This window comes from Crinalium epipsammum PCC 9333 (genome assembly GCF_000317495.1).
Classification (GTDB): domain Bacteria; phylum Cyanobacteriota; class Cyanobacteriia; order Cyanobacteriales; family PCC-9333; genus Crinalium; species Crinalium epipsammum.
Window position 1 is genome coordinate 2,714,742 of record NC_019753.1, and the last position, 14,843, is coordinate 2,729,584.

Here is a 14,843-nt window from a genome sequence, read left to right on the forward strand (position 1 = left end):
CAAATTCATTTTCTTTGTGCTACTCTTTACAGAGGTTCTGTTGAACCCGTCGTTCTGTCGAACAAAAACAAAACAGGAAAAATATGAAGACATTAGAGTTAGCTTTTTCAGCTAAGAATGCTTGCCGTAGCTACGTTGAAGGCAGCACAGAAATTTGGAATCTTACTGTCTCCGCACCAGAGATTCCCCAAGAATTACCATACGGACCAAATGCACGCAATGCCAGTTTAAGTGCAAAGCCAGCTAAAGCAATGCTCAAAACTCTGAACAAGGAGCCTGAAAAATTCATCCTGTTCAACAGTGGAATTATGCTAATTGCTAATAAAATCTCAGCACCAAAGAGAATGGACGGGGGAGAATTCAAAGTTGAGCTAGAACTTGAAGTACCTACTACGGAAGATGAAGGTGATTTTCTTGGTCATGGTGTAATTAATGGAGGACACACTTACAAAGCTCTAATGCACGCTTTGCATGGGCAGCATAAACTAAAAGAATCATATCCTAAGATTTCAAAAGCTTATGTACAACTTTCTGTAGCAGTGGGAATTGAAGAAAGTGAAATTTCTCAAATAAGTTATGCTCGTAACCTTAGCTTATCAGTCCCTGTTTACGCATTAAAGAATTTAGATCACATTTGGAAGCCGATAGAGACAGCTTTACCTGATGAATATCGGCGCAATGTGATTTTTAAACCTAATGAAGATGGGGAATTCGATGGAAAAGCTGAGTATGATGTAACTGACATAGTTCGCCGTTTAGCACTACTAAATAACGAATTATTCGATTTTCGCCAAGATAAACATCCTATCAAGGCTTATCAATCACGCGGTACTTTAGTTCAAGAGTGGGATGAGGAAAAGTATAAGAAAGTTATTCCATTACTAAAAGATATTCTGTGGTTAGAAGAACAGATTATCAAACAGCATGAACAGGTTAACGGAACAGGAGCAAGCGGCAAAAAGATTGTCATTGCCAAAGTTAGCGGGTGTTCACAGAAACAAATGAAATTGATCACAGGCTATGTCAGTCAACTAACTATCGGTGACATTTTTTATATGCCTGTACTTGCCGCATTTCGAGTATTTATTAAGGACGGAAACTGGATTAAACCAGTAGAAGAATTGTGGGAAGAATGGGGAGCTAAACTGGTTGATCGCTTGTGGGATACCTACAAAAGTGAAGGACGTAGTAGCGCCTCTGCTTTTGCGCGTTCAAAATCTACTTGGTCAACTTTAACAAATATGGTAGCTCTACAATTCATCCAGATTTAAGCCACATTTGATTGAAGGCAGAGCGATTGCATTTTATTAAATACAAACATAATAACGATGCGATCACTTCTGCTTTTATACAATCTTCTTGCATAAATTTATGAAGCAGGAAAAACTATTTTTTTAGCTCTAGGTAATCGCTTTTTCTAAACAGCACGAATGGCTTTAATCCCTGAAGATATAATCACAACAGTTTTAGAATTGCAAAGACGGCTTTTAGCTATCATTCATCAAGCAACAGCCACAGGATTTACAATTTTTCAAAACTATGGCGAGACTGAAACAACTCTTATAGCTCTAGAAGACTTTGATAATATTAGAGAAAAGGCATACACCTACTATTCTAGGTTTAATACCTTACTTGGTAGGATTGCAGAATCTCAACCCATTGCTGACAGGGCTATTCTTGAGTTACTAAATAGATCTATAGCTGAAGCACAAGCCATAATAGATGCAGCCGAAGCATCTATCCGCGAAGAAAAAAGGAATTTTAACTTACCATGACACAAAATCAACCCCTTCCTAACTTAGAACAAGTTAAGCAAACATCCGCAAAAATCAAAGAAGTTTGCCAACGTGCTGACGCTGGTATATCTATTTTAGATGATTTAATTGCTCAACTAGACCAGCAAATCCGGTCTTCACCAATGTATTCTTATCGTTTAAATAAGGCAAAGCATTTATTAAATATCAAATCAGAAATATAAAGCTATGTAGGTTGGGTTGACGCAAGGAAACCCAACATTAAATTCCCTGATAGGTTGCGTTGCGCGATCGCTCCTATTTATAAACATCCCCGCGAGAACCAATAGCTGCGATTACATATAACTGATTGTCTTTATCCTCAATAAACAACACCCGATATTTACCAACACGCAATCGTAACTCAGGGCGACCTTTTAAAGATTTAATATCAAGTCCTGTAAAATCTTTAACTAAGGTATCTAAAGCATTGATAATACGCACTTGGTCATCTGGTTGCATTCACTCTAAATAGCGTTGTGCAGGTTTCAAGAGAATGTAGTCAGCCAATTTTGTCTCCAAATAGCTTTGATTTAAGTTCTTTTGAAGATATTCCTGAATCTCTGCCTGCTAAATAATCTTGCAAAGCTGCTTCACTTTCTGCTATTTCTTCTACCGAAATTACCTCATCATCTCCTTCAACTTCGACAGGATGATAAACAATCTTTTTCAATTCTTCTAATAATCTAATTTGATCTTTAGACGGAAGGCTTTGAACTTGATTCAATACCTCGTTATAAGTAGGCATATATACCTCGTTGTAAGTAGCCATAGATTAAATTGACAAATATACTAATAATATAGTAAATATCTTGCTTGCCTTTTACCTCTTCCAGAGGAATTTCCAAATTATGGTGGCTCAAACCGTAACAGCAGGCTCACCCCCAGTTAACAATTCTTATCTAGTGTTATATAACATTAGTTGGGAAATGTACGAGCAGCTTCTAGAAGTCTTTGCGGAACATTCAGTACCGCGCATGACTTACTATAAAGGAACTTTAGAACTGATGACACCACTGCCTGAACATGAAAGATATAGTTGGACTCTTGGCAGGTTAATAGTAGCTTTATCAGAAGAATTGGGCATGGAAATTATGGGTTTGAAATCGACAACATGGCGATCGCAACCCCAAGCAGTTGGCAAAGAAGCTGATGAATGCTTTTACATTCAAAATGAGCCATTGATGCGCGGTAAATTAAAGATAGATCTTACAGTTGATCCGCCTCCTGATTTAGCAATTGAAATTGATACTACCCATTCATCAATTGATAAGATGCAGGTTTATTTTGAATTAAAAGTGCCAGAAATTTGGCGATGGAAGAATGAAAATTTAATTATAAATATTTTGACAAATACAGGATATATTGAATCTAAAAAAAGTTTGGCATTTGCATCATTTTCCATCAAAGAATTAGCTAGATTTATGCAGCCTGACTCTGAAAAAGGCGAAAATGCCAGAATGCGAGAGTTTCGATTATGGGTACGTTCAATTATCCAATAATTTTATGTTCTGTAACTAAGCTCAGACTAACCCATTCTCCTTTATCGTTATAACTCCGAATCATACGCTGGCGTAAATATGGTTGAATTAACCAACCAACTTCTAAAAAGAAGGGTTGGCGTGGCTTCATTTCTAATGGAAAATTAGCAGACCCGCCATCTGGTAGCAATAAAACTTGCACAGGTTGAGAACTTTGATCGAAGTGGAGAATATTGCCATCTATTCTGGCGCTAGAAGCTATTGTGCGAGATGATTCACCTTTACCAAAATTTAACTGCTGTACTAAGCGATCGCTATTATCAAGATGTAATTTAAGTGACATGGGATAAGTATCAGGCGATCGCCAATCGGGATATATTGTTACTACTTCCCCCTGCCAGTCTCCCAACAGTTGCTCTACAGTCAGTTGTGGATTTTCCGGTGCGTCTGTACCAGCTAACTTTTCTCTAATTAACGTAAATTTATCGGGTTTACTCTCACGATTAAATAGCTGCACGAAACGCAAACGCCGATCGCCATGAATTAACCCAAATTCTGCCCCAAATTCAGAAAAGGGTCCCCACTGAGTTGAACCTTGAGAAAAAGCGCCATTTTCAAAAAACATCACCCCTCTTCCGAGGGAACTGTATTCTAAAACCTTCTCATCGACACCACCAGCACGGAAAAACCGGAGAGTTTGACGAACTGTTTGGTTATCGTTAATTCCTTCAAGAGAGACAATTGTAGTCGTATCTTCTAAGACAGCGCCCTGTGGCGATACTTGGGTAAATGAACCTTGCCACTCACCAAGATTTTGTAATAAGGATTCCCATTGTGATCGCATAAACAATTTTTAGTATTGAGTAAAAAAACCAGGAATTACGCAGCAAGTGACACCCAGGCAAGATGCTCGCACTACATATAAAGCTAACTGTTAAGATGAAAAAATAACGCTGTTTAAAATCTAGCCGTCTCTGCGAGTCAAAATTCCATGCCATCTCTAGTTGCTGTTGAAAAGCAAAAGTTAGAAAAACCTCCTTTAGAGATCCATTATTTAGGCGATCGCGTCCTCCGACAACCCGCCAAGCGTATTTCTAGCGTAGATAATGAAATTCGGCAAATAGTCCGAGAAATGCTGCAAACCATGTACAGTGCCGATGGTATCGGTCTAGCAGCGCCTCAAGTAGCCGTTAACAAACAATTAATTGTCATAGACTGCGAACCAGATAACCCAGCAGCGCCACCCTTAGTATTAATTAACCCAACCATCAAACGCGCTAGTCGTGAAGTGTGCGCCGATCAAGAAGGTTGTCTCAGCATCCCTGGAGTTTACATGGATGTAATTAGACCTGAAATGGTGGAAGTTTCATACAAAGACGAACAAGGTCGCCCTAAAACCATTAAAGCAACAGGATTATTGTCTCGCGCCATTCAACACGAAATGGATCACCTGAATGGTGTATTATTTGTTGATCGTGTAGACAATGCTTTAGCTTTAACTGAAGAATTGAAAAAGAAAGGCTTTTCAGTTCAAGCTGTAAAACCAGTAACTTAAGGCGCTTCTAAATAATGATCGATAGTCCAAAAAGTGGTTTTTTATTGTTAGGTTCTTGTGTAGCAGCGATCGCAGCCGTAGGTTCAGTATTTGAACTTTCTTCTGGAGAACCGGAATTAGGCAGTTTAGTAACTAGCATAATTTTGGCAGCTAGTATACCTCTATCTGCTTTTTGCTTCTATGCAGCAGTCCGTAACGCTAATGCAAATCAATAAGCAGCTAGTAAATAGTTTCCTGCAACCAATGTAGAGACGTTGTATACAACGTCTCTACATTCTGTTTTGGAGATGTCTAATAAATAATAGTGCGATCGCACTATTATTAAGAAACAAACTCAATGCTTTTCAAGCTGATGGCTGATAGCTGATAGCTGATAGCTGATAGCTGATAGCTGATAGCTATATATGACATTTCAACCTCACAGTGCTTTTATTAGAAATTTGTCTCCCAATTCGACAGTGGGCGTACAAACGCCTCTGTATCCACTACCTTCAGATCAAGAAGTAGTAATTGGGCGTGAACCTAGTTGCCAAATTGTCCTCAATAATAATTATGGCGCTGTCTCACGCAGACATATAGCAATTCGTCCCTTACCACCGCATGGCGGTTCATCTGCGTGGGAAATTTGCGACCTAAATAGTGCTAACGGCACTTATATTAATGGGCAACGCCTACAAGGATGCCAAAAATTACAACCAGGCGATCGCATCATCTTAGGTTTAAATGGGGCTGAATTTCTTTTTGAATATCAACAATCATACGCCACAACTCAAGCAGCACCTCCGCCAGTAACACCACATCAAAAAACTGTCGCCGTTACTCCTCAAACACCTGCTATTAATAATTCCAATAATTTTCCGCCTAATAGTGTAAGTTTTTCTCAGTTATTTCCCATTGTTTCCACTGGCAGAGATTTAACTAAAAAAGCTTTCTTAGTACCAGCTATCATTACAGTAATATTTGTAGTATTAATGTTTGCTACCGTAGGTCAGCCAAATGCTACTTACTTTAATTTAATTTTAGTAGCAATTTACCTAGCTGGTGCTGCTTACTATTTTGTTTACCAATTATGCGGTAAGCGCAAACCTTGGTGGCTACTGTTTGGTTCAGCTATTACAACTATACTAATTTTATTAAGTCCAATCCTGCCATTATTTATCCTAGTTTTTCGTGGTATCCTGCCTGGAAATCTACCAAATACAGGTGAAGCAGTTAGCTTTCCTAGCTTGCTAATTCGGATGCTGTTTGGCGCTGGTTTATTGGAAGAGTTGCTCAAAGCTTTGCCTGTAATATTAGCTTTGTTAATTGGAAAACAACTGCCTAACCGTTGGCGAGAACGTATTGGTATTAATGAACCACTTGATGGTATTTTACTAGGTACAGCTTCAGCAGTTGGCTTTACACTTTTTGAAACATTAGGGCAATATGTACCTCAAACTATCCAAGCTTTAGGTGCAGAATCAGGTTTACAGTTATTAATTCCCAGGATAATTGGATCTATTGCTGGTCACATGGCTTATAGTGGCTATCTGGGCTATTTTATTGGGTTAAGTGTACTTAAACCTAGTCAACGCTGGCGAATTTTAGCCATCGGTTATTTAAGCGCCGCAGTCATGCACGCCCTTTGGAACGCGACAGGTTTTTATAGTGGATTATTACTGGTATTAGTAGGCATAATGTCTTATGCCTTTTTAGCTGCGGCAATTCTCAAGGCGAGAGAATTATCACCGACGCGATCGCAAAACTTCGCTACCCGCTTTTTTCAATGAACAATGAACAATTAACAATAAACAATGAAGAATTACCGCACAACTGTATTTTGATGTCTGGGATTTTCCATAAACCAAAGCACAAGGCAAGCAACCTGATAATTGATAATTGTTAATTGTTAATTGAATCAAGGGCGTATCGTGCGATCGCCATACTTAAACGTACTTGTTCCATATCAGATAATTCAGACCACTCAATTTCTGGGATAGCATTAAGCGTTGATTCAACAGGATTATTTTCTCCACGCATCGCATAAGCTAAAGGACGCGAGAAGACAATTAAATCTTCTTCTCCCCAATGAGGAAGTTGCTGCTGTACGCATTGCACTAATTTCTCTGCTACAGACAGATTTGAAGAAATAACTGCTTGTGCTTTTTGGGCGATCGCACTCAACCACTCTTGAGGTACACGCGCCCCAAATTTGTCTAATAAAGACGCTGTTAAAGTATCTGCGGTAGCTGATGAGGCTTGTTCCCAGCAAGAGTCTAGCGAACTAAACAAAGCTTGCGATCGCACAGATATCTCTTCATCTGACCATTCCTCTAGATCAAACTGCTGTTCTAGAGCCGTAAAAAATGCCTCTGAAGCTATATCGGCAGGATTCAACGGATAATTAGTATCTTCTGGTTGTAAAATTAAACTTAGAAGTTCACCTTGCATTTGTGAAAAAGCATCCTCAGTCAATTTAGAAGAAATATCTTTGTTGCTCATCGTCCCACCCCTTTGTTTATTGCTATAGTCACTATTGATTATTTCTTTGTATTCTTAGCTACATTGTTACGCGAGTTAGTTCCGCAACGTTTGAAATTTATTTTTATAGATATCACTCTCTGGACAGAGGGAATTTTTATAATTTTAAATATGCGTGACTAAATTCTCTGCAATCTTAGCATCGGCAGAGAAATTCTTATAATCTCGTTCCCAGGTTCAAACTAGGAAAGAATGCGTTGAGGCTCTGCCTCATGCTATGTGTTAGTTGGTGCCAGATCTCAGTTGAACCCTTCTAGACACCCGTATAAGGTCTTTACAAATTCCCATCAATAATAAATTCCATCGGTTGACTTTCAGTACTTCCAAACTTTAGCTTGGCTCCCGATTCCAAAATAACCTCCTGATGGTGGACTTTTTGCCAGCCGTTACCTGTAAAAAGGAATGTGCCAAAACTAGATTGATCACGCAAAAAGTATTGATACTGGACTTGATTGCTGGAAAAAGCATCACGCACAATAATTTCAGCGTGTTTTCTAGAAACTTCCGGCTTCTCAATTACCAGATCATTATCCTGGCTACGTCCTACCCGCATCTTCGCACCGCGAATCTGCCAAATTTTACCTATTTCTTCCAATGAACGCAAAGAAGCTATTGGTGTGCTTTCTCCTAATAATTTTAAAGGAATCCCTGGTAATTCAGTAATTCCTTCTCCAATAGGCTGAAGCAGCATACCATCAAATTCTGGGTGCATATATAGAACAGGCAAAGTCCAGGCAGGTTGATTAAATTTATAGATAGTTAACAATTGTTGCCTTGACACCGCCACCGCCTGATCAATAGGCATCCGTTGTACTAAAGCTTGAGCAAAAGCTTGAATAAAAGTTAAAGCTTCCTCATCCGCGATCGAATCACGCATCCCCAAAACCGCAGGAACCCCGTGATGAATCAACACCTCTGCCAAGCTACTACGAGGAATTGCTTTGTAATTATCTTGATCTGGTTGAGCGCCCCAACAGGCATTAAATACAGCCAACTTTACCCGACAACGAACTAAAACCTGGGCTAATTCTGTACCATTGAGAGTTGAATCAGGAGATAAAAATAACAAGCCACCATCTGGTGCTGGGACACCGTGACCAGCATAGAAAAAGATATTATGATTTTCTGTTTCTAAAGCTTTAATCAGTTCCGTAGGTGTTGGTTGTACCAATACATCTACGTGACAAGGAGCCGCATTTACAGAATTTGCATTATTGGCTGGGACTGTTCCATTTCCCAGAATTTTAGCTAAAACATTTGCCTCTTGTTCCAGCTTTAAACCACCACCTGAATTAGATTCGGGAGCAGTTTCTTGTCCTAGTACCAATAAAATATTTAATGCTTGTTCAGTTTTAACAGGTTGTAGTGGATCAACATCGCTGGTAGTGCGACTGAATAATAAATTCTGGCTGAGAGAAATTGCTGGTTTCCCAGCCTGTGGTTGCATAATTTCCCAAGGCAGGGGAATTATATCGGGGTCACGAATTTCTAATCTCACGCGCAGAGGTTTATTCTGCCCAATGGCAATTCCTTCGCTTTGAGCAAAACTATTTTCAATTGAGCCATCAAACACCCAGTCCCAAAGGCTAATTCCCAAGTGCTGCATCAAACGACTGCCATAGCTGGGCATCGGAGCGGTAGCTGCAATGTTTGGCTGTGGCGGCAATGTCCAAGCAGGCTTACCGCGCATCTCCCCTGTAATATGATGTACAAGCGGAACATGAGGGAGACCGCGTAGATTAAACATTTCTTGCCATGCCAACCAAGCTTGAGTTAAATTCTCAGACCAGTTACGGTCAGAGTGAACATAAGCTCCAGGGCAAGGAGCTTTTAGAACCCAGATAGCGAAGTGTTCTGCCTGTATAGACGCATCAAAGTTTAATCGTCCATAGGTCAGGCGATCGATAGCAACAGTAAGGCAAAGATTTTCAAAGGCAGACATTCAATGACGTTGACCTTCCAGCTACGGCAATACCACTTTCTTATACAGTCTACCGACTATGAGGCTAAGTTGGGTTTTTTAATAATCAGAGAGTATAAATGTAAATTCTTTAGTTGCCCTACCCCTCTGCCCCTCTCTCCTCCCCCCTCTCCCCTCTCCCCTCTCCCTTATGGCGAGGCGCTTGGTTTTCGTTTTGGTGTTGAAGCGGTTGAACCCGATACAGGATTAGCACATTTACCTAGCTGAGTAGTATTAGCAGTTGAATTTTCGGCACTCAGAGGGAGAATTTCTGTTTCTCGAATCCATCCTAATTGCCCTGGTTGTACTAAACGATAAGTACCTGTGGAAGTGTTTTTTTGATTTACTGCTGATGATTTGTTAATGGCGGGGGCTTGCTGATTGAGTTGTGGTAATGGCTTTTGAGGTGATTTTGCTGGAGACGGTTTTGATGCGATTTGAGGCAGAGAGCAAACTTTCAGTTGTAGCCACTTTTCTTCTAAAATCTGCTTTTTTTGGCTCACCTGCAAAACACTATTGGCTGGAATTAACCCAAGCACCGCCTTACTGTTGGACTGATCAAATCCAGGGCGCAATAATAGTGGAATTGATTTACCCGAAGCATCTTTTGTAGTATCACTATTAATTAGGAGTAGCGATCGCCCTCCTAATTCAGGAGTAGATGAATCATTGGGGGGTTGAGGGGGTGTCTCAGAAATCGCTGGTGATTGTTTGGGAGCAGAACTTAGAAAAATTTTCGGCAAAAGTCCAGAAACGAACCCGTAAGCTACTCCTCCAAATAATCCCATTAGTATAAAGATTCCCAATAGCATCCCAGTACGCTTGGGAGCAGGATTTGATGACAAACGCTGAGTTTTTATTCGAGATGGATCGCCAAAACTAGGATCTTCAGCTAAACTAGCTGCTGCTGGGGCTGACAATTGATGTTCTGTGCTCTCCCCTTGTTTTACTTGACAATGCACCAACGCAACTGTCACATTGTCGTGTCCATTTTTGCTGTTAGCAATCTGTACTAATCTTTGAGCAGCCGTTTTTAAATCTAGCTGATTATCTAAAATCGGTAAAATTTCTGTTTCCCAATATTGTTCCACGCGGTCGTAGTCACTCAACCCATCAGTGCAGAGCAGAAAAACACAATCTTCATCAACAATAAAGCGTTGTACTGTTGGATGCAACATTCCTGATGCACCCATCCCCAAAGCTTGTACTAAAGAGCCAGAAGCGGGATGCTGTACTGCCTCTCGATACAAAGCATATCCTAGTCGCACCTCCCGCGAAGCCAAATCATCATCTAGTGTTACTTGATGACAACCTGTACGACTAACTCTATAAACGCGGCTGTCTCCTACATGGGTAATATAAATTTCATATTGGTGTGCTAATGCCATCACCACCGTCGTACCCATACGTTGGCGCTCTTGCCGTTGTTCTGTGTCGTTACGTTGGCTAATCGTGTCATTAGCAATACAGGCTGACTTTTCTAATTCCAGGTTGACGGTAGTTGGATGCCAATCCCAATTAGCAGATAGATTTTCTACTCGCTCTCTAATAGTCTCAATTGCCAAGCTAGAGGCAATATCGCCTCCTTCATGTCCCCCAATTCCATCACAGACAATTGTTAATAGATCATTAGTTTGAGTAGCACTGATTGAGCCACTGGGTGGATAACAAGAATCTTCATTGCGACGACGACTGGGACCTGTATCGCTGAAAGTGGCAACTTGATAGGCGTTAGCTTGTGAAGAACCACACTCCGGGATTCCCCGCTCTAGCAGCGCCACCAGTTGATCTGAGTGGCTGATTTCACCTGTGTCTAACTGCTGGCAAAGCTGTGCTAAAAAATTCTTGATTACTGGTTGTGATTCTTCTACCCATTGCGACCACAATTCACCTAGCTGTTGTAGCGTGGGCGTGACATTATCCTGTTGTAAATCTAACAGCCTGACTATAGAACCTTCTACCCGCAGTAGTCCTGGTGTGAGTAAACTAGCGGTTACATTATAAGTATTTAGGGGATGCCATAGTTGAGCCATCTGCCATAGCCAATTAAGCTGACGTAAAGCTGGGGCTGTTTTCCAAGCAGCAGCTAGTTCTGGCATTAACTGACCTTCAACTGAGCTATCTACACCACCAGAATAAACGGGTACCTGATCTAGTAACCATATTGGATGCCGAGTGTGCGATCGCCTGATCAATCCGTATACTTGAGGAATATGTAACTTATACGGCGACAACTTCAAATAAGGTGCGATCGCTTCTGGTATTTCTTCAGTTGTTTCAGGAGGTAAACTAGGTTGGGTATCTAGCAGAATCCTGTTCCCCTTGGATAAATAGCGACCTACCAGGATTGCGCCACCTAAATCACCATCTATTACTTCACCCATCGCCCTCAGATATCGCTTAATTAGCGGTGTGCGACATTTCTGGCAAAAATTATGATCTAGAGGGTTGGGAGTCTGACATTGGGGATTAGGGCAGTTAATTGTTGCCACAGGATTTTGCATGAAAGTTATTCGCTCCAGTCAGCCGTTAGGATCTTGGCTCTTGCTTATACTGCTGATACCAATAAGTTAGCTTATTTGCTTTCACAGCCAAATATCACCATTAATCACCGATTTTAACCTTTGACTTCTAACAAATTAATCTTAGTAGATTAATCTTTTACTTGAGGCACACCGTCTGACGCAGAATTTTCCAAGTAACGCCTCATTAGTCGCGGCCATATTAATAAAAAGTATCCCATCCAGGCTACAACAGGGATCGAGATGAGCAGTGTTATCCAGATCGTTTTTGCCAACAACCAACTACTGAAAATTATGGTAACGCCAGTTAACAAGATTGACCAAGGTTGGCACCACCAAGGTTTATGATTCCAAGGGCTTAAAGATGTTTGTGTAGACACGCTGATAAGTATTTTGGGTAAATTTAAACGTTACTCGTAAACTGGGGCTGGGGACTGGTGAATGGGAAAACCCTCATTTACTTTATTTATGACCACCTACTTATTAAAGGTAAGCATCAGATTAAAATAGCTTTTAAATGTATTTTTTTTATATAATTTCAATAAATATACCTTTAATTAAATTGAATACCCCTGCTCAACACAATATTAATGATTTAGACAGTGCTGAAATTGAACAAATTCAGGATTTAATTGCTGAAAGGAAACATTCTCGTGAGCAACTATCCCAATTAATTAATCTTGAAATTTCTGCTTTAGCGGAAACAATGGATAAATTTCTTCCTGGTTTCTGGAGTAGATTTTTAGAAAACCGACACCAAGCTTGTCAAGAGTTTATCCAGAAAAAGCGAAATCATCAACTTCAAGTTGCTTTAACTGCTGATCAATCTGCTCAAGAATCAACTAATACAGATGATCAGCAATTAAGTTAATTTAACAATTAAATTAGGTGTCTTCAACAGAATGTCGCTCAACTACTAACTTGTGGTAGCCCCATACTGTAGTTGACAGCACGACTATTGAGGTTATAACTAATTTGACCACTTTGTAAGAGCGATCGCACGAAATGCTCTAAATCTGAACCAATCCGGCGGAGGTTGTATTCTGTCAAATCTTCCCCGCTAGATAACTCAACTAATTCATCAAATTTTTGATAAACCTTTTGCAGAGCATCCTCATTCCACAAAAATTCATTATCTGGATCAATATCCATTGTTAAAACCTGATCGTTAGGCATCAGTTCATTGTTGTGAATTTCAGCAGTATAGATTCTGATATGGCGAGTAGTAGATTTTAGCAGCATGGTAACGATTTTAAAATTTCAAATTTGTTTAACGAGCAATCATCCCTGTCTGACGAGCATAAGCAAAAATTCCTCCAGCATCAATCACAGGTTTAATATCACCCAATGGTTTAAGAGGGTAAGTTTGATTTAAAGTGTGGTTAATTAGCTGGTTGTTGTCAAAATCAATTTCTACTTCCTGTCCAGTTTCAAATTGATCGCAGAGGCGTTCTACTGACTCCCAAGGATACAATTCACCTGTTGCTGAACAGTTGCGGAAGAAAATTCGAGCGTAAGACTGAGCAATCACTGCTTCAACTCCACTTGCACCCAAAGCAATTGGCGCGTGTTCCCGTGAAGAGCCACAGCCAAAGTTTTCACCAGCAACAATAATCGGATAGCGGGTTTTAATCTCTTCGGGAGCGATAAACTTACCGTATCTATCCGGTAACCCAATTAGGGCATAGCTGCCTAACTTTTCATACTCATCTGGTTTAGAAGGAACTAAAGTTAGGTATTCTGCTGGGATAATTTGATCGGTATCAATGTTGTCATCCAGAACAAAAATTTGCCCCCGAATCACTTTACCCATGATTAATTTCCGGTTTTCCCGCAGTTATTTAGCATTTTTAGTGTATCATTCCCAGAGTAATTATCTAGCCTTTAGGGTTTTTCGGAATTAGTGTGCAAATGTTCATTAAAGAACATTTTTATCTCGATCTCTCCCCCTCCTCCTCTGCTTCTCCTGCAAAGGAAAACACAGTAACAACGGAAAAACCTTTTTCTGTGAGCTTTTCTCGCTCACTCTTACAGTCGGGGCGAACTACCAATTAATGGCTCAAACAAAAATGGCACCGATGGATGATATCGCCAAGCAGGCTCGCCAGGGTAGTGTTGCGGCGATTATTCAAGTATTAAATGAAAGGCTGGCAGACTCCTGTGTGAGAACCAGAGCGATGTTTGTTGAGGGTGTGTTGCAGCTTCTTTGTGAAGCAGCAACACCAGAACAACTGGAACAGTCGGTGGTGGTAGAGCAAATCAGGAAAATTTTAGAAGCTATAGCACCGCGAAATATCCGACGGGTGAATATCAACTGTCGAATAGCACGTGAACAACAGTTGCTTTGGTTGGACGAAATTAGTCGAGATCCAGAAAATCAATTACTGTGGTCGGAACTAATTATCCTCAAAAAGCCCAACATATTTCAGCAGTTGGAAGAAGAGCGCAAACATAAGAAATTTGCTAAAAATAAGCCACCACTCCCAACATCACCCCATTCAATGCGTGAACAAAAAGTTTTCTGGAGAGGTATTACTGGTGGTGTCAGTGTCAGCTTACTTTTACTGCTGGCTGGCTGGGGGATTTATCAATGGCTAAGTACTAAATTTATCATTCAGATCCAACCTCAAGCACCCCAAGCCTCAGTAGCGCCAAAAACTTCTCCAAAAGCTACAATTTCCCCGTCACCATCAAAAGCGCCATTAAAAGCACCATCAAAAACACTTGATAAATTTGTCGAAGGTGTCCGGCTAGCTGAACAAGCTAATGCTGCTGGCAAAAAGGCTAAATCCTCTGCTCAGTGGTTAGAGATAGCAGCCAAATGGCGGAAAGCTTCTGACTTAATGGCATCTATCAATAAGAGTGATAAACGCTACAAAACAGCTAAAAGCCGAGTAGATTCATATCGCAAAAATAGCCAGACAGCTTTAAAGGAAGCAGAGAAGAAACGTTAGCTAGAGGTAGTTATCTGGTTGTATAACCCACCATCAGCTTCTCCCCTACCCCTCTGCC

At 40.5% G+C, this 14,843-nt stretch carries 18 protein-coding genes; 9 read left to right on the plus strand and 9 right to left on the minus strand.

Annotated elements, in window-relative coordinates:
- The first annotated feature begins 83 nt into the window (after positions 1-83).
- From CRI9333_RS11735 to CRI9333_RS11745, 3 genes are all read left to right on the plus strand, one after another.
- A complete protein-coding gene (locus CRI9333_RS11735; RefSeq protein ID WP_015203385.1) occupies positions 84-1,271 on the plus strand; it encodes an AIPR family protein in 1,188 nt (395 codons plus the stop codon).
- A 159-nt stretch (positions 1,272-1,430) separates the two neighbouring features.
- Positions 1,431-1,775 (plus strand): hypothetical protein, encoded by a 345-nt coding sequence (locus tag CRI9333_RS11740; RefSeq protein WP_015203386.1) that lies wholly within the window; start codon positions 1,431-1,433, stop codon positions 1,773-1,775.
- The gene (locus CRI9333_RS11745; protein WP_015203387.1) at positions 1,772-1,978 is read left to right on the plus strand and encodes a hypothetical protein; all 207 of its coding nucleotides are present in this window, start codon (positions 1,772-1,774) and stop codon (positions 1,976-1,978) included. The genes CRI9333_RS11740 and CRI9333_RS11745 overlap by 4 nt, the downstream gene beginning before the upstream one ends.
- Positions 1,979-2,051: 73 nt before the next feature.
- Here the strand turns inward: CRI9333_RS11745 and CRI9333_RS11750 are convergent, their stop codons facing one another.
- Positions 2,052-2,255 (minus strand): type II toxin-antitoxin system RelE family toxin, encoded by a 204-nt coding sequence (locus CRI9333_RS11750; protein WP_015203388.1) that lies wholly within the window; start codon positions 2,253-2,255, stop codon positions 2,052-2,054.
- A gap of 40 nt (positions 2,256-2,295) precedes the next feature.
- Positions 2,296-2,565 carry a hypothetical protein gene (locus tag CRI9333_RS11755; protein ID WP_232229321.1) on the minus strand — a complete coding sequence of 90 codons (270 nt, stop codon included), beginning with the start codon at positions 2,563-2,565 and terminating at the stop codon, positions 2,296-2,298.
- Between the two features lie 79 nt (positions 2,566-2,644).
- On the opposite strand from CRI9333_RS11755, the gene CRI9333_RS11760 reads away from it, so the two are divergent.
- On the plus strand, positions 2,645-3,295 hold the full coding sequence (locus CRI9333_RS11760; RefSeq protein ID WP_015203390.1) for a Uma2 family endonuclease: 651 nt from the start codon (positions 2,645-2,647) through the stop codon (positions 3,293-3,295).
- Here CRI9333_RS11760 and CRI9333_RS11765 read toward each other — a convergent pair.
- On the minus strand, positions 3,285-4,118 hold the full coding sequence (locus CRI9333_RS11765) for a DUF3598 family protein (RefSeq protein ID WP_015203391.1): 834 nt from the start codon (positions 4,116-4,118) through the stop codon (positions 3,285-3,287). The two genes, CRI9333_RS11760 and CRI9333_RS11765, sit on opposite strands and share 11 nt — an antisense overlap.
- 147 nt (positions 4,119-4,265) lie before the next feature.
- On the opposite strand from CRI9333_RS11765, the gene def reads away from it, so the two are divergent.
- The 3 genes from def to CRI9333_RS11780 all read left to right on the plus strand — a co-directional run bounded on the left by def (position 4,266) and on the right by CRI9333_RS11780 (position 6,598).
- Positions 4,266-4,829, plus strand: coding sequence for a peptide deformylase (def, locus tag CRI9333_RS11770; protein WP_015203392.1), 564 nt, complete (start codon positions 4,266-4,268; stop codon positions 4,827-4,829).
- Between the two features lie 14 nt (positions 4,830-4,843).
- The gene (locus CRI9333_RS11775) at positions 4,844-5,044 is read left to right on the plus strand and encodes a hypothetical protein (protein WP_015203393.1); all 201 of its coding nucleotides are present in this window, start codon (positions 4,844-4,846) and stop codon (positions 5,042-5,044) included.
- 189 nt (positions 5,045-5,233) lie between these two features.
- On the plus strand, positions 5,234-6,598 hold the full coding sequence (locus CRI9333_RS11780; protein ID WP_015203394.1) for a PrsW family glutamic-type intramembrane protease: 1,365 nt from the start codon (positions 5,234-5,236) through the stop codon (positions 6,596-6,598).
- Between the two features lie 112 nt (positions 6,599-6,710).
- Here CRI9333_RS11780 and CRI9333_RS11785 read toward each other — a convergent pair whose 3' ends face one another.
- The 4 genes from CRI9333_RS11785 to CRI9333_RS27760 all read right to left on the minus strand — a co-directional run bounded on the left by CRI9333_RS11785 (position 6,711) and on the right by CRI9333_RS27760 (position 12,211).
- Positions 6,711-7,310, minus strand: a complete 600-nt coding sequence (locus CRI9333_RS11785; protein WP_015203395.1) for a hypothetical protein — start codon at positions 7,308-7,310, stop codon at positions 6,711-6,713.
- Positions 7,311-7,623: 313 nt separating this feature from the next.
- Complete coding sequence (locus CRI9333_RS11790) at positions 7,624-9,291, minus strand: CHAT domain-containing protein (RefSeq protein ID WP_015203396.1); 1,668 nt, start codon at positions 9,289-9,291, stop codon at positions 7,624-7,626.
- Positions 9,292-9,458: 167 nt separating this feature from the next.
- Positions 9,459-11,813 carry a PP2C family serine/threonine-protein phosphatase gene (locus CRI9333_RS11795; protein WP_015203398.1) on the minus strand — a complete coding sequence of 785 codons (2,355 nt, stop codon included), beginning with the start codon at positions 11,811-11,813 and terminating at the stop codon, positions 9,459-9,461.
- 149 nt (positions 11,814-11,962) lie between these two features.
- A complete protein-coding gene (locus CRI9333_RS27760) occupies positions 11,963-12,211 on the minus strand; it encodes a DUF6737 family protein (protein ID WP_015203399.1) in 249 nt (82 codons plus the stop codon).
- Positions 12,212-12,393: 182 nt separating this feature from the next.
- Here CRI9333_RS27760 and CRI9333_RS11800 point away from each other — a divergent pair, with 182 nt between their 5' ends.
- Complete coding sequence (locus CRI9333_RS11800; RefSeq protein WP_157462316.1) at positions 12,394-12,702, plus strand: hypothetical protein; 309 nt, start codon at positions 12,394-12,396, stop codon at positions 12,700-12,702.
- A gap of 38 nt (positions 12,703-12,740) precedes the next feature.
- Here the strand turns inward: CRI9333_RS11800 and ndhM are convergent, their stop codons facing one another.
- Both ndhM and CRI9333_RS11810 read right to left on the minus strand, forming a co-directional pair.
- Complete coding sequence (gene ndhM, locus CRI9333_RS11805; protein ID WP_015203401.1) at positions 12,741-13,073, minus strand: NAD(P)H-quinone oxidoreductase subunit M; 333 nt, start codon at positions 13,071-13,073, stop codon at positions 12,741-12,743.
- A gap of 28 nt (positions 13,074-13,101) precedes the next feature.
- On the minus strand, positions 13,102-13,644 hold the full coding sequence (locus CRI9333_RS11810) for a LeuD/DmdB family oxidoreductase small subunit (protein WP_015203402.1): 543 nt from the start codon (positions 13,642-13,644) through the stop codon (positions 13,102-13,104).
- A gap of 241 nt (positions 13,645-13,885) precedes the next feature.
- Here CRI9333_RS11810 and CRI9333_RS11815 point away from each other — a divergent pair, with 241 nt between their 5' ends.
- The gene (locus CRI9333_RS11815) at positions 13,886-14,785 is read left to right on the plus strand and encodes a hypothetical protein (RefSeq protein ID WP_015203403.1); all 900 of its coding nucleotides are present in this window, start codon (positions 13,886-13,888) and stop codon (positions 14,783-14,785) included.
- The last annotated feature ends 58 nt before the right edge of the window (positions 14,786-14,843 follow it).

Coding starts and splice junctions, on each gene's coding strand:
- CRI9333_RS11735 (WP_015203385.1), top strand. CDS start 84: ATGAAGACATTAGAGTTAGCTTTTTCAGCTAAGAATGCTTGCCGTAGC.
- CRI9333_RS11740 (WP_015203386.1), top strand. CDS start 1,431: ATGGCTTTAATCCCTGAAGATATAATCACAACAGTTTTAGAATTGCAA.
- CRI9333_RS11745 (WP_015203387.1), top strand. CDS start 1,772: ATGACACAAAATCAACCCCTTCCTAACTTAGAACAAGTTAAGCAAACA.
- CRI9333_RS11750 (WP_015203388.1), bottom strand. CDS start 2,255: ATGCAACCAGATGACCAAGTGCGTATTATCAATGCTTTAGATACCTTA.
- CRI9333_RS11755 (WP_232229321.1), bottom strand. CDS start 2,565: ATGGCTACTTACAACGAGGTATATATGCCTACTTATAACGAGGTATTG.
- CRI9333_RS11760 (WP_015203390.1), top strand. CDS start 2,645: ATGGTGGCTCAAACCGTAACAGCAGGCTCACCCCCAGTTAACAATTCT.
- CRI9333_RS11765 (WP_015203391.1), bottom strand. CDS start 4,118: ATGCGATCACAATGGGAATCCTTATTACAAAATCTTGGTGAGTGGCAA.
- def (WP_015203392.1), top strand. CDS start 4,266: ATGCCATCTCTAGTTGCTGTTGAAAAGCAAAAGTTAGAAAAACCTCCT.
- CRI9333_RS11775 (WP_015203393.1), top strand. CDS start 4,844: ATGATCGATAGTCCAAAAAGTGGTTTTTTATTGTTAGGTTCTTGTGTA.
- CRI9333_RS11780 (WP_015203394.1), top strand. CDS start 5,234: ATGACATTTCAACCTCACAGTGCTTTTATTAGAAATTTGTCTCCCAAT.
- CRI9333_RS11785 (WP_015203395.1), bottom strand. CDS start 7,310: ATGAGCAACAAAGATATTTCTTCTAAATTGACTGAGGATGCTTTTTCA.
- CRI9333_RS11790 (WP_015203396.1), bottom strand. CDS start 9,291: ATGTCTGCCTTTGAAAATCTTTGCCTTACTGTTGCTATCGATCGCCTG.
- CRI9333_RS11795 (WP_015203398.1), bottom strand. CDS start 11,813: ATGCAAAATCCTGTGGCAACAATTAACTGCCCTAATCCCCAATGTCAG.
- ndhM (WP_015203401.1), bottom strand. CDS start 13,073: ATGCTGCTAAAATCTACTACTCGCCATATCAGAATCTATACTGCTGAA.
- CRI9333_RS11810 (WP_015203402.1), bottom strand. CDS start 13,644: ATGGGTAAAGTGATTCGGGGGCAAATTTTTGTTCTGGATGACAACATT.
- CRI9333_RS11815 (WP_015203403.1), top strand. CDS start 13,886: ATGGCTCAAACAAAAATGGCACCGATGGATGATATCGCCAAGCAGGCT.